A 19936-nucleotide genomic window follows, 5' to 3' on the forward strand; every position below is an offset into this window, starting at 1 on the left:
CAGGTCAAACCTTCAGTCGAGCTACGCTCTCTTTTCCTGACTTCCGACCTTTTTGTTGATCTGACTGGGTTTTTGGTTTGTTTTCAGGTGTGGTTGCTCAGAGGCGCGTTGTAGTGCCCCATTATTATAAAAAGTATTGACATGGGCCTTCAGATGGCTAACCTCTTCGCCCATGTTCATCCGCACCAAACATGACGCAAAGCTCAACCGCACACGGATCCAGATCGTTGAATCCGTCCGCACCGGCTCCAAGGTACGCCAGAAGATCCTGCGCCATGTGGGTGTGGCCCATAACGACAGCGAGATTGAGGATATCAAGCGTCTGGCGGGCCGCTTGATGGAGCAATTACGCATTGATCGCTCGCCGCAAATGGAACTGTTCACGCCCACGGAATATGCCGATCTGCAGGCGCTGGTGCGCCGCGCTCCGCGGCCGGACAAGCTTGGCGTTGATCTTGCCGAGTGCCGTGAGGAGGCGCGGGTCTCTCTGGGTCTGCGGGATGTCATGGGGACGATGTATGACCAACTGGGTTGGGGGGCCCTTCTGGGGGCGGCGCGTAAAAGTGCCAATCGCATTGTGAAAGAGCTGGTTATGGCGCGGATCGCACAGCCCGAGAGCAAGCGCGCGACCGTGGAGGCGTTGGAGAACCAGGCAGGCATCACGCTCAATCTGGACGTGGTCTATCGGAGCATGGATTACATCAATACGCCGGTGATAGACGGGATTTGCAAAACCTCTCACGCGGCGGCAGAGAAGTTGCTGGGCGGGCCAGTGACCGTGCTGTTCTACGATTGCACGACCCTGGCCTTTGACACCGAGCGCGAGGACCCGGCCGAGGATGCGGACGGGGTCGAGCAGGATCATCTTCTGGCCAAGGGCTTCAGCAAGGATGGCAAGCATCACCGCGCTCAGGTCATGCTGGCGCTGATCGTCACCTCCGATGGGCTGCCTGTGGGCTATGAACTCTTCCCGGGAAACACCTGGGAAGGTCATACGCTGGAAGCTGCGCTGAAGGCGTTGGAGGGACGCTTCGACGTGGCCAGGGTCACGTTCGTGGCCGATGCCGCCATGCTCAGCAAGGACAACCAGCAGATGTTGCAGAACAAGGGTCTGCCCTACATCCTCGGCTATCGCATGAAGTCCGCCCCGGCCGCCGTGAAGGCGAACATTTTGAGCCCGGAGGGACGCCAGCCTTGGGCTGGACACGGTTCTGAAGAGGCAACCGAGAAGGGCTGGTACAAGGTGATCGACCAGGAGGGAGCGCGGGTCATTGTGACCTGGTCACCCACCCGGGCACGCAATGATGCCCACAAGCGCGACAAGGCAATCGAAAAGCTGCACAAGAAGCTCAAGCGCTCTCGCAAACCCGGCAGCTTCAGCAGCCGGGGATATGGCCGCTTCCTGGCCTTCCCCGACAGCGGGGACGTCACGCTGGATGATGCAAAGATCAAGGCAGCGGCACAATGGGACGGGCTGCATGCCATTGTTGTTCATGGTGCGGACGAACTGGAGGCACAGGACGTCATTGCCCGCTATCACCAGTTGTGGGAGATCGAAGCCTGCTTCCGCACCAACAAGCACGATCTGAAAATCCGGCCCATCTATCACTGGTCGCCGCGTCGGGTCCGGGCCCATATCGCCATCTGCTACATGGCCTTCTGCTGCCTGCAGCACCTGCGCAAGCATCTGGACCTGCTCGGACACCCGATGAGCCCGGCTCGTATCCGCAACGAGTTGAACGCATTGCAGCTCTCGATCCTGCGCCACAAAGGCACCCCTGACCGCTACGGCATGCCAAGCCATGCCACGGTCGATGCCAGACGCATCCTCACCTGCGTCGGCCTGACCTGGAACGAAGCCCCTTTCAAGATACCCCCCGGGCGCACCCGAAAAACTGGCCAGACCAAAGCCTGAGCTCCCTCAACACTCCGAAACAATCGCTGGCGAAAAAAGTCCGTGTAGTGCCTTTTGGCAACCAAGGCATAATAATATCAATGACTTATACGAAAAAATGTCGGAAGTCAGGAGATGGGTGCCGCAAAGTTCCCGGTCTGCAAGTCCTTACCTGAGTTCGACTTCACGGTCAGCCCCGTCAACGAGGAAGTCGTGCGCAATCTTCATGACGGCGATTTTATGGACCAGGCCAGGAATGGCGTGCTGGTCGGTGGAACCGGATCGGGCAAAACGCATCTCGCAACAGCGATCGGGGGCCACGCGGTCAATAACCGCCGGCGGGTCAGGTTCTTCAGCGCTGTGGATCTCGCGAACAAGCTGGAGGCTGAACATCGCGAAGGCAACGCCGGGCGGCTCAGCGAGCAGCTGATCCGCGTCGACCTCGTGATTATAGACGAACTCGGTTATCTGCCGTTCGCAGAGTCTGGTGGACGATTACTCTTCCATCTCATCAGCAAACTGTACGAGCGAACGTCTATTCTGCTAACAACCAACCTCGCATTTGCTGAATGGCCGAGTGTGTTCACAGATGCCAAAATGACCACTGCTCTCCTGGATCGACTGACACACCATTGCGATATCATCGAAACCGGGAACGAAAGCTGGCGAATTAACCACCGCGACTAACCTCGAAATCGGGGAATAAATTCAAAACAGACAGCAGGTCAAACCTTCAGTCGAGCTACGCTCTCTTTTCGGTTTGACCTGCTGTCCACCCCCTCCTGAATCAACCTAAACACGACCCCCTCAACGCCCCTCTTAGCTCCAAGGGGGGTCAAATTTGGACGCCGATGGGGGGTCATTATTCAATGCCGATTGACAATTTCAGACAAACAAATGGCCAGCACCCCAAATGCTGGCCATTTTCGAGTGAGTGATAGGCCCGAAGGCCTCACCGGTGAATCTCTTGTCTTGGACAAGTTATCAAGCGGGGACGGATCAGTGTATTGGGGGAATCCCGTAGATCATGCAGTTTTAGTCACGTCTCGCGGGAAAAGTTTCGCAACAGTCTGAAGCGAAAGGAAAAACCGGTCAGGTTTCCGCACCAGTGGGAAAGACCCGCGCCACTAAGGCGCGGGTCGTTTTCTTAGCCGATGATGGCGTTCAGCGTCGCACTCGGACGCATCACAGCCGCTGTTTTGGCAGGGTCGGTGTGGTAGTACCCACCTAGATCGGCAGCCCCACCCTGGGCCGAGGCAAGCTCACCCAGAATTTGCTCTTCCTTGTCCGCCAGAGAAGTTGCAAGCGGGGCAAATTCAGCTGCCAGTTCCGCATCATCCGACTGCGCGGCCAGCGCTTCGGCCCAATAGCGCGCGAACCAGTAATGGCTGTCACGGTTGTCCGGCTGGCCAACCTTACGGCTGGGGGACCGGTTGTTGGCTAGAATGCCCTGCGTTGCCGCCTCGGCCGCAGCACCCAGAACACCTGCTTTGGCGTTGCCCTTGCTGTCGGCGAGGAAGTTCAGAGATTCACCCAGCGCACAGAATTCGCCCATCGAATCCCACCGCAGGTGGTTTTCTTCAACCAGTTGTTGCACGTGCTTTGGAGCGGACCCACCTGCGCCGGTCTCGAACAGACCACCGCCGTTCATCAGTTTGACGATCGACAGCATCTTGGCCGAGGTGCCCAGTTCCAGGATTGGGAACAGGTCGGTCAGATAGTCCCGCAGCACGTTGCCGGTGATGGCGATGCTGTCATTTCCGGCGGTAATAGTCTCCAGCGACTGACGCGTTGCTTCACGCGGAGCCATGATCAGGAATTTATCAGCAACACCAGCCGCTTCCAGCGCGGGCTTAACATAATGGATCAACTCGGCATCATGCGCGCGGTTTGCGTCCAGCCAGAAGATCGCCTCGGACCCGGTCAGGCGCTGACGGTCCATCGCCAGTTGGATCCAGTTCTCGATGGGCGCTTTCTTCACTGTGCAGGCCCGCCAGATATCTCCGGCCTCGACCTCATGCGAATGCAGCGTTTCACCATTGGCCAGTACCACACGGATTGTGCCATCTGCGGGTGCCTGGAACGTGGTCGGGTGCGAGCCGTACTCTTCGGCCTTTTGCGCCATCAGGCCAACGTTGGCCACCGCACCGGCAGTGGCCGGGTTCAGAGCGCCATTGGCTTTGAAGAAGTTGATGGATTCGTCATAAACCGACGCGTAGCAGCGATCAGGGATCACGCAATTGGTGTCGCCTTTGGCTCCGGTCTCATCCCAGCCTTTGCCGCCTGCGCGGATAACGGCGGGCATGGAGGCGTCGATGATCACATCGGACGGGACGTGCAGGTTGGTGATGCCACGGTCCGAGTCGACCATATACATGGACGGACGGTCACCCTTGATCGCGTCGATGGCGGCCACGATGTCGGCATTGTCCTTCACGCGCTCCAACAGATCCCCCAAACCTGAATTCGGGTTAACACCCAGCGCCTCAAGCTCTGCGCCGAATTTTTCGAACACAGGAGCCAGCCACGCACGCACGGCATAGCCGAAGATGATCGGGTCGCTGACCTTCATCATCGTCGCCTTCATGTGCAGCGAGAACATGGTGCCGTCTTTCTTGGTGTCCTCGATGGCATCGGCCAGGAAGGCCGACAACGCTTTGACCGACATGAAGGTCGCATCGGCAACGGTGCCCTCTTCCAACGGCCAGCCGTCTTTCAGCACGGTCACGCTGCCGTCTTTGCCGACAAATTCGATCTTCGCGTCACCGGCTTGTGCCGCTGTGATCGTCGCCGATTTCTCATTGGCGTAGAAATCGTTGCCGGACATCGAGGACACTTTGGTCTTGCTGTCCGACACCCATTCCCCCATCGAATGAGGGTTCTTCTGGGCGTAGTTCTTCACCGCCCGCGCCGCACGGCGGTCGCTGTTGCCTTCGCGCAGAACCGGGTTCACCGCCGAGCCTTTGATCGCATCATAGCGCGCGCGGATCGCCTTCTCTTCGTCATTCGAAGGCTCTTCGGGGTAGTTGGGGATGTCGTATCCCTGCGACTGCAGCTCTTCGATTGCGGCCACAAGCTGAGGCACGGAGGCCGAGATGTTGGGCAGTTTGATTACGTTGGCGTCGGGCGTTTTCACCAGATCGCCCAATGCCGCCAGATCATCGGTGATGCGCTGCGCGTCGGTCAGCTTTTCCGGGAAGGTCGAAATGATACGGCCTGCAAGCGAAATATCTTTGGTGCCAACGCTGACACCCGCCGCCGAGGCGAATTTGCGAATGATGGGCAGGAATGAGGCGCTGGCCAGCTCGGGCGCTTCGTCTACAATGGTATACAATATGTCGAAGTTCGATTTATCTGCCATATTCTTTCACCTTTTTTAAGCCTTTAAGGGGCAATCGCTGCAAGAGTTCGGGCCGCTTCATTGCGGCGCGGGAGGGGCGCGAATGACATAACACCCCTGAGTGACTCTGATTTGACAGGGCTTCCCTTAAATCAGGTTTGCGTTGGGATCAATCATCTACTGGGGGCGCAAATTGCCACGGTTGGGGAAAAACACGCCAACGGGCCTATGATTGCGTGCCTTTCAGCGCCCAACGCCCCAGGTATCACTTAGCCGATATCCGCCAGGCCATGGGTCATCCGGGTCCAACATGTGCTGATGAACGCCGGTGATCCAACCTCGGCCGCTGATCTCGGGGATGATGGCTGCGCGGTCCGCGACCTTGGTTTCTTCGACAATCCGGCCGGTGAAACGCGATCCAATGATTGAAACGGCCTCGAAGGATTGACCAACCTTCATCTGGCCCTTCGCGGCCATCAGGGCCATGCGCGCCGAGACCGCCGTTCCGGTTGGCGAGCGATCAACTTTGCCGGGCTGGATCGCAACGGCGGATTTCCCTGTGAGTCCGGTTTCGGTTGTCTTCAAGGGCCCGCAAAAAGCGCAGAAAGAGATGTGGTTCCAAGCCGCGTTTTGCGGATGGGTAAAGCCAAGCTGATCATTGGCGGCATTGGTGATGGCAACGCCCAGACGGGCGATATCGCGGGCCTCGGCATCGACAATTTCGAACCCCAAGGCCTCGGCATCGACCACCACGAAACTATCCCCTCCATAGGCCGTATCCACGGTAAGGGTGCCCAAGCCCGGCACTTCCAGAGGTACCGCAATCTTGTCTGCAAAGCTTGGCAGGTTTTGCACATAGATACGCTGGACTTTACCGTCCCGACACTCCGCCCGGACCCGTACCAAACCGCCGGGCGCCTCAAGTGTCATATGCGTTTCCGGCTCCTGCATGGGTATGATGCCGCTGTCCAAGAGGACAGTGGAGACGCAGATCGAGTTTGACCCCGACATGGGCGGCGTGTCCTCCGGCTCCATGATGATGAACGCCGCATCCGCCTGCGGATGTTTCGGAGGGACCAGCAGGTTGACATGGCGAAAGACGCCGCCTCGGGGTTCATTCAGCACGAAATTGCGCAAATTCTGATCCTGCGCAATGAATGTGCGTTGATCCCACAGGGTGTCTCCGGGTGGTGGCTGCACGCCACCGACGATGACGTCGCCCACCTCGCCTTCCGCATGGGCCGAGATCACGTGGATGGTTTTAACGCTGCGCATGGGGCCTCTCTACTCGCAATGAGTCGGGCCAACTGGCCTCGGTTGGGCCAGTTCAGAGAACGACCCATGTTCGGTCAAGCCTAATCCTGTGCTCAAAACACTCCGGTTGAACTTCAAATGCTGCTACCGAAACCGAACGCCAGTCTCTGGGTCGAACACCATGGCACGCTCGGGATGGACGGTGATCCCGATCTTCTCGCCTGTCGTGCTGCGTTGGTCATCCCGTTCTTCAACGATCAGCTTGTCGCTATTCGGGGTCAGAAGATAGGAATAGGACACGCCCCCAAGCGCCTCGGTCAAATCAACGGTGCAGGTGTCGGCACTGCGGTCGATCTGCATGTGTTCGGGCCGCATGCCAAGGGTCACCTTGTTTACCCCAGCCGGAACTTGGGCCGATACCGGCAACGGCTGACTAAGGGCCGGATGCGTGACGTGGCCGTCTGCATAGTCGCATTCGAGAAAGTTCATCGCTGGCGAGCCGATGAAGCCCGCCACAAAGCGGTTATCCGGATCGCGGTAAAGGTCCATCGGAGCGCCCACCTGCTCGATCCGGCCATCGCGCAGCACGACGATTTTGTCGGCCATTGTCATCGCTTCGACCTGATCGTGGGTCACATAGATCATGGTGGCGCCAATCTCCTGATGGAGGCGCGCGATTTCGACCCGCATCTCAACCCGAAGCTCGGCATCGAGGTTGGAGAGCGGCTCGTCAAACAAGAACACTTCGGGGCCGCGCACGATCGCGCGCCCAATGGCGACTCGCTGACGTTGACCACCGGACAAGGCCTTGGGCTTGCGTTTCAGGTATTGATCCAGTTTCAGAATGCCGGAGGCGTCCTGAACCTTCTGGTCGATCTCTGCCTTTGGAACGCCATTCATACGCAGGCCAAAACCCATATTCTCGGCGACCGTCATATGCGGGTACAAAGCATAGGTCTGGAACACCATCGCCACGCCGCGTTTTGCAGGATCCATATGGGTCACTTCGCGCGCGCCAATGTGAATTTGGCCTTCCGAGGTTTCCTCAAGCCCCGCGATCATCCGCAGCAGCGTGGACTTACCGCAGCCCGAGGGGCCGACGAACACACAGAATTCACCATCTTCGATTTCCAGATCAATCCCGTGGATCACCTGAGTCTGGCCGTAGCGTTTGATCGCCTGATTGAGCGTTACACCTGTCATGTCGATTGCATCCTGTTGTTCTGTCCATTCGGGCGGGTTTCAGGGAACCGCCAAGCCTGCGCCTCAGTCGCGATCTGGTCGGCAACGCGCCGCACCCGAGGGACCCAGGCCTCTAGTTGATTGAAATCCATCCGTCCGGTTGAACCTGTTACGGAAATTGCGCCCAAAACGCGCCCGCCCGAGGTCAAAACCGGACAGGCAACGCAGATAATGCCGGGTTCGTGCTCTTCGTCGTCGATCGCGTAGCCGCGTCTGCGAATCTGTTCCAGATCCGCCCGCAAAGCCGCCTCCGAGGTCAGCGTCTTGTCCGTGAAACGGTGATAGCTTTGCTGGGATACGGCGCGATCCAGGGCAGGCCCATCCAGAAACGCCATCATCGCCTTGCCTACGCCGGTGCAATAGGCCGGGCCGACCTTGCCGGCCTGCGAATACATCTCAACTGGCTGCGCCGCGTTGCGTTTGTCGACATACAGCACCTGATTGGAGTCCAGCTGCGCCAAATGCACCGTTTCACCTGTCTCGGAGCTGAGTGTATCCAGAAACGGCCGAGCGATAGGGGCCAGAGAGCTTTGCGTCCACGCCGTATGCGCCAGACGGACCAGCCGCAAACCCGGCGAATAGGTCTGCCTGTCAGGCTCATAGGCCAGCATGCCCTGATTGGTCAGCGATTGCAGAAAGCGATATAGCGTCGCTTTGGGAAAGCTGCTGCTCTCCAGCAGTTCGGCAAACCGCACCGGGCGCTCGAACGAGGCCACGTGCTCCAGCACATCACATGCTTTGCCTATTGTTCCGTCACCAGCCACGGGTGTGTGTTCTCCTCCGTTTGACCCCCGTTCAACCACGGTGTTTGCACGAGGGTCTTGACAAGACTAGCCGAGTCGATGTGTAGTTTTCAATATATAAAACACGGTTTCACTATTTGGAACTAAAATGGAAGCTAAGGGAGGACACCATGCATTCCATGTTCAAGCGCACCGCTGCCGCTCTGGCGGCGAGTGTGGCACTAGCTGCACCCGTTGCCGCCGAACTGACCGGCGAACTGCGCATCTTTCTTGACACCTCGAACCCGGCGCCTCGTGCGACGATGGAAGCAATGATCGAACAGTTTCAGGCCCAGCACCCGGATCTGGCCATCGAAACCACAGTGATCGACCGCGAGGCGTATAAGACGCAGATCCGCAACTTCCTGACGGCTGATACGCCGGATGTTGCGACATGGTATGCCGCAAACCGCATGAAGCCTTATGTTGAGGCGGGTTTGTTCGAAGATGTTTCGGACCTGTGGGCAGAGCCTGAGATCGCCGAGAATCTGGCCTCGACCAAAGGCGCGATGACCCTTGATGGTAAGCAGTGGGGCGTGCCCTATACCTACTATCAGTGGGGCGTTTACTACCGCAAAGACATCTTTGATGAGCTGGGCCTGACCGAGCCGACCACCTGGGAAGAAGAACTGGCGAACTGCCAGAAGATCATCGACTCGGGCCGCGCCTGCTATACCATCGGGACCAAGTTCCTGTGGACCGCCGGTGGCTGGTTCGACTATCTGAACATGCGCACCAACGGTTTCGACTTCCACAACCAGCTCGCCAATGGCGAAATCAGCTGGGAAGACGACCGGGTCAAGCAGACCTTCGCCAACTGGAAACAGCTGGTCGACATGGGTGCTTTCATTGACAACCACCAGACCTATAGCTGGCAGGAAGCCCTGCCCTTCATGGTGAACGGAGACGCCGCCGCCTATCTGATGGGTAACTTTGCCGTTGCGCCTCTGCGCGAAGCGGGTCTGACCGACGATCAGTTGGACTTCTACCAGTTCGTCGCGATCAACCCTGATGTTGAACTGGCCGAGGACGCCCCGACCGATACGTTCCACATCCCGGCCAACGCTTCGAACAAGGAAGCCGCGCGCGAGTTCCTGCGCTTCGTCGTGTCTCCGGACGTCCAGACCGAAATCAACAATGGCTCAAACCTGGGTCAGCTTCCGGTCAACGCGCAATCCTCGGTGGATGACGACAAGTTCCTGCAGCAAGGGTTCACCATGCTGTCCTCGAACAGCCCCGGCGGTGTCGCACAGTTCTGGGATCGTGACGCTCCGGCGGAAATGGCCAAGGTCTCTATGGAAGGCTTCCAGGAATTCATGGTCAAGCCCGACAATCTGGACAAGATTCTGGCCAAGCTGGAACGCGCTCGTAGCCGTATCTACGACAACTGATCTGGCAGGGGCCGGGTAGAAAACCCGGCCTACGCCTTCCTCAATTGCAAGGCGGGCTGAAGCTCGCCTTCGCCCCCAGATCCGAGATAGCCCATGTCAGCCGTCGACACACCGAAACAGGAAAGCTGGTTCCATCGTAACCAACAACGCATCGCGCCTTGGCTCTTCCTTGCGCCGGGCCTGTTGTTCTTCATGGTCTATGTGATCATCCCGGTCTTTCAGTCCTTCAACCTGTCACTCTACGAATGGGATGGGCTTGGCGCCGCAGAATATGTAGGGTTCCGCAACTACGAGGACCTGTACTGGGAGTGGGTTGACCGCGACGCGTTCTACATCTCACTCAAGAACAACCTGATCTGGTTGATCCTGTATTTGGCAGCGATCCCGGCGGGCCTGTTCATCGCCCTGTTCCTGAACCAGACGGTCTGGGGCATTCGACTCTACAAGTCTCTGTTTTTCTTTCCGTTCGTGATCTCTCAGGTCGTTGTCGGGCTGGTTTTCACATGGTTCTACGATCCGACATTCGGGCTACTGAACGAATTCCTCAGTTTCTTTGGTCTTGGCCCGCTGAATGTGCTGGGAGATGAAAAACTGGTCACTTACGGCATCATCGTCGCTGGCCTGTGGCCGCAGACGGCCTATTGCATGATCCTGTATCTCACCGGCTTGAACGCCGTGGACCCCGAACAGATCGAGGCCGGACGTCTGGACGGTGCAAAAGGCGGGCGGATGTTGTGGCACATCATCCTGCCGCAACTGCGCCCGGCGACGTTTATCGCCTTTGTCGTGACAATCATTGGCGCTCTGCGGTCCTTCGACCTGATCTCAATCATGACGCAGGGCGGGCCGTTCGGGTCGTCGCGCGTGCTAGCCTATTACATGTTCGAGGTCGCCCTGTCCGAATACGGCTTCCGCATGGGATATGGCGCCGCCATCGCTGTGATCCTGTTCCTCATCATGCTGTGCTTCATCGCCTACTTCCTGTGGTCGATGTACCGCGAAGAAAGGGGGCACTGAGATGTTTCCCAAACCCATCGAAAAACAACCCCGCGCGGCGCAGATCACCTATCAGGCCATGCTGCCCATTGCCCTGCTGCTGTGGCTCGGTCCCTTGCTTGCTGTCGCCTTGTTCTCAATCAAACCCGAGGCGGATTTCACCAACGCAAACTACTGGGGCCTGCCGTCCCGGTTTGAGGGCGCGGTTAATTACGGGCAGGTCTTCTTCAACTCGGACATGCCGCGATATCTGCTGAACTCATTCATGATCACCATCCCGACGGTGATCGGAGCGGTTGCGCTCAGTTGCATGACCGGGTTCGCGCTGGGGATCTACAAATTCAAGTCGAACCTGTGGATCTTCTTCATGTTCGTGGCGGGCAACTTTGTCCCCTTCCAGATCCTTATGGTTCCAGTCCGCGACCTGACTTTGGAACTTGGCCTCTACAATACTAAAACCGGGCTGGTTCTGTTCCACATCGCGTTCCAGACCGGGTTCTGTACACTGTTCATGCGAAACTTCATCCGTGCGCTGCCTTTTGAGCTAATCGAAGCCGCCCGGGTCGAGGGCATCAGCGAGGTCCGTATCTTCTGGTACGTGGTCCTGCCGCTGATGAAACCCGCCATCGCGGCGCTGAGCGTGTTGATCTTCACCTTCATCTGGAACGACTATTTCTGGGCCGTTGTCCTGACCCAAGGGGCCGAAAGCCAACCTGTGACGGCTGGGATCACCAGCTTCAACGCTCAGTACCGCGCGGCCTATCAATTGATGAGCGCGGGTTCCCTCGTTGCCGCCTTGCCGCCTGTGGCCATGTTCTTCCTGATGCAGAAACACTTCATCGCGGGTTTGACCCTTGGAGCTGTTAAATAACGCCAAACGAGAGTTTTGCAAAATGACCAAAATCACCTTTATCGGCGCGGGTTCCACGATCTTCATGCGCAATATCGTGGGCGACGCGCTGCTGACCCCTGCCCTCGCCGACAGCCATTTCGCGCTTATGGATATCGACCCGCAGCGCCTGGCCGAAAGTGAAACCGTGGCGCGGGCCATGATCCGTTCGGTCGGCACCGGAGCAACGGTGACCACCCACACCGACCGCCGCGCGGCGTTAGAGGGGGCTGATTTCGTCATCACCGCCTTTCAGGTCGGCGGGTATGAACCCTGCACGGTGACGGATTTCGAGATCCCCAAGCAATACGGGTTGCGCCAGACAATTGCAGACACGCTCGGGATCGGAGGGATAATGCGCGGGCTGCGCACCGTCCCAGTACTGTGGAGCGTGGCACAGGATATGATGCAGCTCCGCCCCAACGCGACGCTGTTGCAATATGTGAATCCGATGGCGATCAACACCTGGGCTCTGGCCGAGCAATTCCCGGACCTGAAACATGTCGGCCTGTGCCATTCGGTCCAGAATACAGTCGAAGAACTTGCCCATGATCTGGACCTGCCCAAGGATGAGATCCGCTACAAGGTCGCAGGCGTGAACCATGTGGCCTTCTTCCTGCGGCTGGATCATCAGGGCCGCGACCTCTACCCGGCCTTACGCCGGGGCTACGCGCACGGTACTCTGCCGAAACCACCTCTGTTGATGCCACGCTGCCCCAACAAGGTGCGGTACGAGGTGATGGACCACTTAGGCTATTTCTGCACCGAGAGTTCGGAACATCTGGCCGAATATGTGCCGTGGTTTATCAAGGACGGACGGCCCGACCTGATCGAACAATTCTCGATTCCGCTGGATGAATACCCAACCCGCTGTGTCGAGCAGGTCGCGGATTGGAAAGAACAGGCTAAGACACTTACAGACGGGCGCGATGTCTCGGTTATTCGCAGCCACGAATTCGCGGCGGACCTGATGAACGCCGTCGTCACGGACACGCCCTATACGGCCTATGGAAACCTGCCCAACACGGGTCAGATTCCGCAATTGCCCTTGGGGGCTGCGGTGGAAACCCCCTGTTTGGTCGATTCAAACGGCGTCCAACCCTCGGTCGTTACCGACATCCCGCCGCAACTGGTGGCGCTGATGCGCACCCAGATCAACGTGCAAGAACTGACCGTCCGGGCGCTGACCGAGCAAAACGCCGAGTACATCTACCATGCCGCGATGATGGACCCACACACCGCGGCGGAACTGGACCTGCGCCAAATCCGAAGCCTTGTCACGGACCTTCTGACTGCACATTCGGACTGGCTGCCCGACTGGTGCCGCCCGCTCCGCGCCGCATGATCTTCAATTTTTCATGAACCGCAATTCTAACGCCAGCTAAAGAACCAAAGCCAGAATGACAAAGAAACGCCGCTCATCGCATTGGTACGGAAAACTCGACAAAGACGGGTTCATCCACCGTTCCTGGATGAAAAACCAAGGCTTCCCCGATCATGCCTTTGATGGGCGACCCATCATTGGCATCTGCAACACCTGGTCGGAACTGACGCCCTGCAACTCGGGCTTGCGAGATCTGGCCGAAGGCGTGAAGCGCGGTGTGTGGGAGGCTGGGGGCTTCCCGGTCGAATTCCCGGTCATGTCGCTGGGCGAGACCCAGATGAAGCCCACCGCCATGCTGTTCCGCAATCTGCTGGCCATGGATGTTGAGGAATCCATCCGCGCCTACGGCATTGACGGCGTTGTTCTGCTGGGCGGATGTGACAAGACCACGCCAGGGCAGCTGATGGGCGCGGCCTCGGTCGATCTGCCCTCAATCGTGGTCAGTTCCGGGCCGATGCTGAACGGCAAGTTCAAGGGCAAGGATATCGGATCGGGCACCGATGTCTGGAAGTTCTCGGAAGAGGTCCGTGCGGGCGAGATGACCCTGCAGGATTTCATGAACGCTGAATCCGGAATGTCGCGCAGCGCCGGGGTTTGCATGACGATGGGTACGGCCTCGACCATGGCCTCGCTGGTCGAAGCGATGGGCATGTCCCTGCCCACCAACGCCGCCCTGCCCGCCGTTGACGCACGGCGCATGGCGCTGGCACACCTGACCGGCAAACGGATTGTCGAGATGGTAGACGAAGACCTCAAACCCTCGGACATCCTGACTAAGGAAGCATTTGAGAATGCCATTCTGGCCAATGCCGCTGTGGGTGGCTCGACCAACGCCGTAGTCCACCTGCTAGCGCTGGCGGGTCGAGTTGGTGTCGATCTGACGCTGAAAGACTTTGAAATCGGCTTTGAGATTCCCTTGCTGGTCAACTGCATGCCGTCTGGTAAGTACCTGATGGAGGATTTCTGCTATGCCGGTGGCGTGCCCGCGGTGCTGAATGAACTCAAGTCTTTCTTGCGCCCTGCCAAAACGGTTCTGAACAAAGATATCTCGGCTCACTACGAGGGGGCAGAGTGCTACAATCGCGACGTGATCAGGCCCTTCGGTGACCCGGTGAAGCCCGCAGCCGGTCTGCGCGTTCTGCGCGGCAACCTTGCCCCGAACGGAGCCATCGTGAAACCCTCGGCAGCGACGGATGAATTGCTGGAAACCGAAGCCGAAGCCTTTGTTTTCGAAAGCATCGAAGACCTGAAGGCCAATATCGACCGCGAAGACCTGCCTGTGACGCCTGAGACCATTCTGGTTCTTAAAGGGTGTGGACCCAAGGGCTATCCCGGCATGCCCGAGGTCGGCAACATGCCGGTCCCGGCGAAACTGGTGAAAGAAGGCGTGCGCGACATGATCCGCCTTTCGGACGCGCGCATGTCCGGCACAGCCTTCGGCACTGTCATCCTGCATATCAGCCCTGAGGCGCAGGCCGGTGGCACATTGGCACTGGTCAAAACCGGCGACCGCATCCGTGTCTCCGCAAGTAAGGGAGAGCTTGAACTGCTGGTCGATCAGGCGGAACTCGACACCCGCCGCGCGGCTTGGCAACCAGAGGCGCCGCATTACACGCGCGGTTACGCCCGACTTTACATCGACCACGTGCTGCAAGCCGATCAAGGCGCTGACCTTGATTTCCTTGTCGGCAAAGACACACGCCTCGTTACAAGAGAGAGCCACTAATGGACCAACCTGCTGTATTCCAGGACCTGAAAGGGGCCTCAGTCTATATCACCGGCGGCGGCTCGGGCGTTGGCGCTTCGCTGACCGACGGGTTCATGGCGCAAGGGGCCAACGTGGCCTTCATCGGCCGATCGGATGCAAGCGCATTCGTGGAAGAAATGCGTACCAAACACGGTCGCGCGCCCTTGTTCATGCAGGGCGATATGACCGACACGGAACTGTTGCACGCCACAATGCAGAAGGCCGCCGAAGCCCATGGACCGATCAAGGTGCTGGTCAACAACGCCGCCAACGATCAGCGCCACTCACTGGATGAGACGACCTCTGAATTCTGGGACTGGATGATCGAGGTGAACCTCAAAGCCTATTATTTCGCCTGTCAGGAAGCCGCGCGGCAGATGGAGAATGGCGGCTCGATCATCAATTTCAGTTCGATCAGCTACATGATGGGCAATGCGGGCTATCCGATCTACACGACCTCGAACGCAGGGATCACCGGCATGACCCGCTCGCTGGCGCGTGAGCTTGGGCCGAAAGGTATCCGCGTCAACGCGCTGGCCCCCGGTTGGGTTCTGACGCAAAAGCAGATGGACATGTGGGCCACGCCCGAAGATCTGGCGGCACATTTGGATCGCCAATGCCTGAAAGAACATCTAAAGCCCGACGACATGATCGGACCCACCTTATTTCTGGCCTCAGACGCCAGCCGCGCCATGACCGGACAATGCATGGTTGCTGATGGTGGCGTCGTGGTAACGGGGTAGAGTTATGAAACCAGAATGGATCGCAACGGACTGGGGCACCTCGCACTTGCGCGTCTGGGCGATGGAGGGGCCGACCCCTATTGACCAAGCCCAGTCAGACATGGGCATGGCGCGCGTCTCCAAGGGCGGATTTGAGGACGCCCTGTTGGCATTGATCGAAGGCTGGTTGGGCAGTGCCCCTTTGGACGTCGTCGCCTGCGGCATGGTCGGTGCCCGCCAAGGATGGGTTGAAGCGCCCTATGCCGCCGTTCCAACCGCGCCTGTGCAGGGCGTTCCGATCCGCGTGCCTGCCACCGACCCTCGGATCCGCGCCTTTGTCGTGCCCGGTTTGAAACAGGTGTCCCCGCCGGATGTGATGCGCGGCGAAGAAACGCAGATCGCGGGATTTCTGGATACGCACCCCAACTGGGATGGGGTAATCTGCTTGCCCGGCACTCACACAAAATGGGTGCAGGTCAGCGCGAACGAGGTCGTCAGCTTCCGCACATTCATGACCGGAGAACTGTTCGACCTGCTGAGCGGTCAATCGGTCCTTCGACACTCGGTAAGCGAAGGTTGGGATGAGGCCGCATTTGCTGAGGCAGTCGAAGATACTCTGTCCAAACCCGAACAGCTTGCCGCCCGACTGTTCAGTCTGCGTGCTACAGATCTGCTGCACGGGCAGGACGGCAGCACGGCCCGCGCGCGTCTGTCAGGGCTATTGATTGGGGCCGAACTTGCAGCCTCACGACCCTATTGGCTGGGTCAGCAGATCGCGATCATCGGGGCCGAGGGACTATCGGCCGCCTACGCGCAAGCGCTGCAACCGCAAGGCGCGTTTGTCGAGATGACCGACGCCACCACATCTACACTGGCCGGGCTGAACAAAGCCCGCAATATGACAAGAGAAACAGTATGAGCCGCCCTATTATTGCCATTCTGCGAGGTTTGACCCCCTCGAGCGCCGAGAAAGTCGGTCGACTTCTGATCGAAACCGGGATCGACCGGATCGAGGTGCCGCTGAACTCTCCGGATCCTCTTGAGAGCATCGGGATTCTGGTCGAGGCGTTCGGCGATCGCGCCCTGATCGGCGCGGGCACGGTGCTGACCCCTGAGCAGGTTGAGGCCGTGCGGGATGTGGGCGGCAAGCTGATTGTCTCACCCAATGCCGATCCTGATGTGATCCGGCGCAGCCGTGAACTGGGGCTGCAATCCTGGCCGGGCATCTTCACCCCGACCGAGGCCTTTTCGGCCCTCAAAGCGGGTGCAACCGGTTTGAAGCTGTTCCCCGGATCTTTGGCAGGCCCCGCAGGTCTGTCAGCGTTGCGGGCGGTCTTGCCGGCTGGCACGCAGGTCTTCGCGGTTGGCGGCGCGGGTACAGACAACTTCGACGAATGGATCGCAGCCAGCGCTGACGGCTTCGGCATCGGTTCGGCCCTGTTCAAACCGGACATGGAGATCGCGGAAATCTCGGAACGCGCCATCCGGATCGTAGCGGCCTATGACGAGGCCGTTGCATGAGCGTCACTTTTGACGATCGCCCATGTATGCTGGGCGAAGGTCCCCTATGGCATCCCGAGCGCAAGCAGTTGTTCTGGTTCGACATTCTCGGTAAACGCCTTCTGACCCGTGAGGGTGAGGCGCAGAAAAGCTGGGATTTCGACGAATATGTCTCGGCCGCAGGCTGGGTGGACCGCGATAGTCTGCTGATGGCCTCAGAAAGCGGTTTGTGGAGATTTTCGCTCACAACGGGTGAGAAATCACTGGTTGCCCCGCTGGAGGCTGACAATCCTGTCACCCGCTCGAATGACGGCCGCGCCGATCCGTGGGGCGGGTTCTGGATCGGGACGATGGGCAAAAGCGCGGAACCTGGTGCTGGTTCAATCTACCGGTACTACAAGGGCGAGTTGCGCCGTCTGGTGCCGGGTATCACCATCTCAAACGCGATCTGTTTCGCTCCGGACCGGTCCTGCGCCTACTACGCTGACACCGCAACACGACAGGTGATGCGGTGGGGCCTGAACGCCGAGACCGGCTGGCCCGAAGGGGAGTCTTCGGTCTTTCTGGATCTGAACGAAGACGGTTTGAACCCGGATGGTGCGGTGGTTGATACCGCCGGGAACGTCTGGGTCGCTCAATGGGGCGCGAGCCGGGTCGCGGCCTATGATCCGGCGGGCCAGTTCCTGTGCGCAGTCACCATTGACGCCGCCCATACATCCTGCCCCGCCTTTGGCGGAGACGACCTGACGACGCTGCTCTGCACAACCGCCCGCCAAGGGCTGAGCGCGGAAACGCTTGAAACACAACCCACGAACGGAATGACCTTTGCCGAGCCGAACGCAGGCCACGGTCAACCGGAACACAGAGTCCTTCTATGACCCCCGAACTTGGCGTTTGCTATTACCCCGAACACTGGCCCGAGGCTGTTTGGGCCGAAGATGCCGCGCGCATGGTCGAAACAGGCCTGAGCTGGGTACGCATCGGCGAATTCGCCTGGAGCCGGTTGGAACCCTCGCCCGGAGATCTGCAATTCGACTGGCTTGATCGCGCGGTCGAGGTATTGGGATCGGCCGGTTTGAAGGTGGTTATGGGGACACCCACAGCGACGCCTCCGCGCTGGATGCTGGACAAACACCCCGATATGCTGGCCGTCGACGCCCAAGGTCAGCCGCGTAAATTCGGGTCGCGTCGGCACTATTGCTTCAGCCATGCGGGCTATGTCGACGAGTGCGTCCGCATCGCCCGGATCTTTGGCGAACGTTATGGCCGCAATCCACACGTCGCCGCCTGGCAAATCGACAATGAATACGGTTGCCACGACACCACGATCAGCTACAGCGCCCCGGCGCTAAAGGCGTTTCGTCTTTGGCTGGCGGATCAATATGGCAGCATCGACGTCCTGAACGAGGCTTGGGGCAATGTGTTCTGGTCGATGGAATACGAACACTTTGACCAAATCGACCTGCCAAACCTGACTGTGACCGAGCCGAACCCGGCCCATGTTCTGGCCTTACGACGCTTCAGCTCGGATCAGGTGGTGGCCTTCAACAAGGCTCAGGCCAATGTATTGCGCCCGCTGACCGATGCGCCGCTGTCGCATAACTACATGGGACGTGTGCTTGAGTTCGACCATTTCGACGTCGGTGCGGACCTCGATATCGCCACCTGGGACAGCTATCCGATCGGCTTCTTGTCCGACCGATTGGAAGATGACGCCGAACACAAGGCCAAATTCCTGCAACAGGGCGATCCGGATATGCAGGGCTTTCACCACGATCTCTATCGCGCGGTTGGCGGTGGTCGTTGGTGGGTGATGGAACAACAGCCCGGCCCTGTGAACTGGGCCCCTTACAACCCCGCCCCCCTGCCCGGCATGGTCCGGCTGTGGTCGCTTGAGGCCGTGGCCCACGGGGCCGAGGTGGTGAGCTATTTCCGCTGGCGCCAAGCGCCCTTTGCGCAAGAGCAGATGCACGCCGGATTGCTGACAGCAGACAGCCGCGCGGCCCCCGGTCTGGCCGAGGCGCGCCAGACGGCGGATGAATTGAAGGCCATCGGTCCGGTTCACCAGAAACAGGCGCAGGTTGCGATCCTGTTCGACTATGCCTCGGATTGGGCGTGGACCGCGCAGCCGCAGGGCGCAGGTTTTGACTATTTCCGGCTGGTATTCTCGGCCTATCGCGCTCTGCGTCGCGCCGGGCTTTCGGTGGACATCGTTTCACCTCAGGACCTGCCGAAAGGTTACGCGGTGATCCTTGCGCCGGGTCTAGCCACTATCGATGCCGAGTTGGAAACACGTTTGGCAGAGGCCTGCGAGCTTGCCATACTTGGCCCGCGCAGCGGCGCAATCACCCGCGATTTCCAGATCCCTCTGTCGGGTCGCCCCGGCCTTGATGGCGTCGATTGCCATGTCGATCTGGTTGAAACCCTGCCGCCGAGTGTCAAACGACCGGTGGTAGGAGGCGGCGCGGCGCAGCACTGGATCGACCGTCTGTCCGGAGACGGCGCGGACCTCTTGCGATTTGAAGATGGGACTCCGGCCGTGAAAACGGGGGATGGCGTTTGGTATCTGGCGGGTTTCCCAGACGAGACGCTCTGGGATCGTCTCATCGGTCTGGCGGCGCACCACACCGGTCTAACCCTGCAGCCGATGGCCGAGGGCTTGCGGCTCCGGGAAACGGCCGAGCATACGTTCCTGATCAATTACAATGCCGATCCAGTTGAATGGAACGGGTACGCCATTGCGGGCTGCGACGTTGCAATCCTCGAAAACAGCGCGTCCTCGGAGGTTTGATACG

The 19936-nt window shown here is 59.1% G+C and carries 16 protein-coding genes and 1 pseudogene; 12 read left to right on the plus strand and 5 right to left on the minus strand.

Annotated features, from left to right (window positions below; translation table 11 throughout):
- Window positions 1-21: 21 nt before the first annotated feature.
- Window positions 22-180, minus strand: a complete 159-nt coding sequence (locus ACOERD_RS24630) for a hypothetical protein (protein WP_419740801.1) — start codon at window positions 178-180, stop codon at window positions 22-24.
- On the opposite strand from ACOERD_RS24630, the gene ACOERD_RS24635 reads away from it, so the two are divergent.
- Both ACOERD_RS24635 and istB read left to right on the plus strand, forming a co-directional pair.
- Complete coding sequence (locus tag ACOERD_RS24635; RefSeq protein ID WP_419737624.1) at window positions 173-1915, plus strand: IS1634 family transposase; 1743 nt, start codon at window positions 173-175, stop codon at window positions 1913-1915. The two genes, ACOERD_RS24630 and ACOERD_RS24635, sit on opposite strands and share 8 nt — an antisense overlap.
- A gap of 111 nt (window positions 1916-2026) precedes the next feature.
- Window positions 2027-2581 (plus strand): annotated as a pseudogene (gene istB / locus ACOERD_RS24640) (IS21-like element helper ATPase IstB); the annotation flags it as partial.
- A 460-nt stretch (window positions 2582-3041) separates the two neighbouring features.
- Here istB and ACOERD_RS24645 read toward each other — a convergent pair.
- The 4 genes from ACOERD_RS24645 to ACOERD_RS24660 all read right to left on the minus strand — a co-directional run bounded on the left by ACOERD_RS24645 (window position 3042) and on the right by ACOERD_RS24660 (window position 8494).
- The gene (locus ACOERD_RS24645) at window positions 3042-5255 is read right to left on the minus strand and encodes an NADP-dependent isocitrate dehydrogenase (RefSeq protein WP_419740802.1); all 2214 of its coding nucleotides are present in this window, start codon (window positions 5253-5255) and stop codon (window positions 3042-3044) included.
- Between the two features lie 222 nt (window positions 5256-5477).
- Window positions 5478-6509, minus strand: coding sequence for a trans-3-hydroxy-L-proline dehydratase (locus ACOERD_RS24650; protein ID WP_419740803.1), 1032 nt, complete (start codon window positions 6507-6509; stop codon window positions 5478-5480).
- Between the two features lie 123 nt (window positions 6510-6632).
- Complete coding sequence (locus tag ACOERD_RS24655; protein WP_419740804.1) at window positions 6633-7691, minus strand: ABC transporter ATP-binding protein; 1059 nt, start codon at window positions 7689-7691, stop codon at window positions 6633-6635.
- Window positions 7688-8494 (minus strand): IclR family transcriptional regulator, encoded by an 807-nt coding sequence (locus ACOERD_RS24660; RefSeq protein ID WP_419740805.1) that lies wholly within the window; start codon window positions 8492-8494, stop codon window positions 7688-7690. The genes ACOERD_RS24655 and ACOERD_RS24660 overlap by 4 nt, the downstream gene beginning before the upstream one ends.
- Window positions 8495-8643: 149 nt before the next feature.
- Here ACOERD_RS24660 and ACOERD_RS24665 point away from each other — a divergent pair, with 149 nt between their 5' ends.
- The 10 genes from ACOERD_RS24665 (at window position 8644) to ACOERD_RS24710 (ending at window position 19932) form a co-directional block, all read left to right on the plus strand.
- Window positions 8644-9903, plus strand: coding sequence for an ABC transporter substrate-binding protein (locus tag ACOERD_RS24665; RefSeq protein ID WP_170472615.1), 1260 nt, complete (start codon window positions 8644-8646; stop codon window positions 9901-9903).
- Window positions 9904-9996: 93 nt separating this feature from the next.
- The gene (locus ACOERD_RS24670; protein ID WP_419740806.1) at window positions 9997-10920 is read left to right on the plus strand and encodes a carbohydrate ABC transporter permease; all 924 of its coding nucleotides are present in this window, start codon (window positions 9997-9999) and stop codon (window positions 10918-10920) included.
- Between the two features lies 1 nt (window position 10921).
- Window positions 10922-11770 carry a carbohydrate ABC transporter permease gene (locus ACOERD_RS24675; RefSeq protein ID WP_170377452.1) on the plus strand — a complete coding sequence of 283 codons (849 nt, stop codon included), beginning with the start codon at window positions 10922-10924 and terminating at the stop codon, window positions 11768-11770.
- 22 nt (window positions 11771-11792) lie between these two features.
- Window positions 11793-13133 carry an alpha-glucosidase/alpha-galactosidase gene (locus ACOERD_RS24680; protein ID WP_419740807.1) on the plus strand — a complete coding sequence of 447 codons (1341 nt, stop codon included), beginning with the start codon at window positions 11793-11795 and terminating at the stop codon, window positions 13131-13133.
- 55 nt (window positions 13134-13188) lie between these two features.
- Complete coding sequence (locus ACOERD_RS24685) at window positions 13189-14898, plus strand: IlvD/Edd family dehydratase (protein WP_419740808.1); 1710 nt, start codon at window positions 13189-13191, stop codon at window positions 14896-14898.
- Window positions 14898-15662, plus strand: coding sequence for an SDR family NAD(P)-dependent oxidoreductase (locus ACOERD_RS24690; RefSeq protein WP_419740809.1), 765 nt, complete (start codon window positions 14898-14900; stop codon window positions 15660-15662). The genes ACOERD_RS24685 and ACOERD_RS24690 overlap by 1 nt, the downstream gene beginning before the upstream one ends.
- Before the next feature lie 4 nt (window positions 15663-15666).
- The gene (locus ACOERD_RS24695) at window positions 15667-16560 is read left to right on the plus strand and encodes a 2-dehydro-3-deoxygalactonokinase (RefSeq protein WP_419740810.1); all 894 of its coding nucleotides are present in this window, start codon (window positions 15667-15669) and stop codon (window positions 16558-16560) included.
- On the plus strand, window positions 16557-17162 hold the full coding sequence (locus ACOERD_RS24700; protein ID WP_170555107.1) for a 2-dehydro-3-deoxy-6-phosphogalactonate aldolase: 606 nt from the start codon (window positions 16557-16559) through the stop codon (window positions 17160-17162). The genes ACOERD_RS24695 and ACOERD_RS24700 overlap by 4 nt, the downstream gene beginning before the upstream one ends.
- On the plus strand, window positions 17159-18019 hold the full coding sequence (locus tag ACOERD_RS24705; protein WP_419740811.1) for an SMP-30/gluconolactonase/LRE family protein: 861 nt from the start codon (window positions 17159-17161) through the stop codon (window positions 18017-18019). The genes ACOERD_RS24700 and ACOERD_RS24705 overlap by 4 nt, the downstream gene beginning before the upstream one ends.
- On the plus strand, window positions 18016-19932 hold the full coding sequence (locus tag ACOERD_RS24710; protein ID WP_419740812.1) for a beta-galactosidase: 1917 nt from the start codon (window positions 18016-18018) through the stop codon (window positions 19930-19932). Before ACOERD_RS24705 ends, ACOERD_RS24710 begins: the two co-directional genes overlap by 4 nt.
- Window positions 19933-19936 lie beyond the last annotated feature (4 nt).

Origin of the sequence: Ruegeria sp. (assembly GCF_965199275.1) — a bacterium.
Classification (GTDB): Bacteria; Pseudomonadota; Alphaproteobacteria; order Rhodobacterales; family Rhodobacteraceae; genus Ruegeria.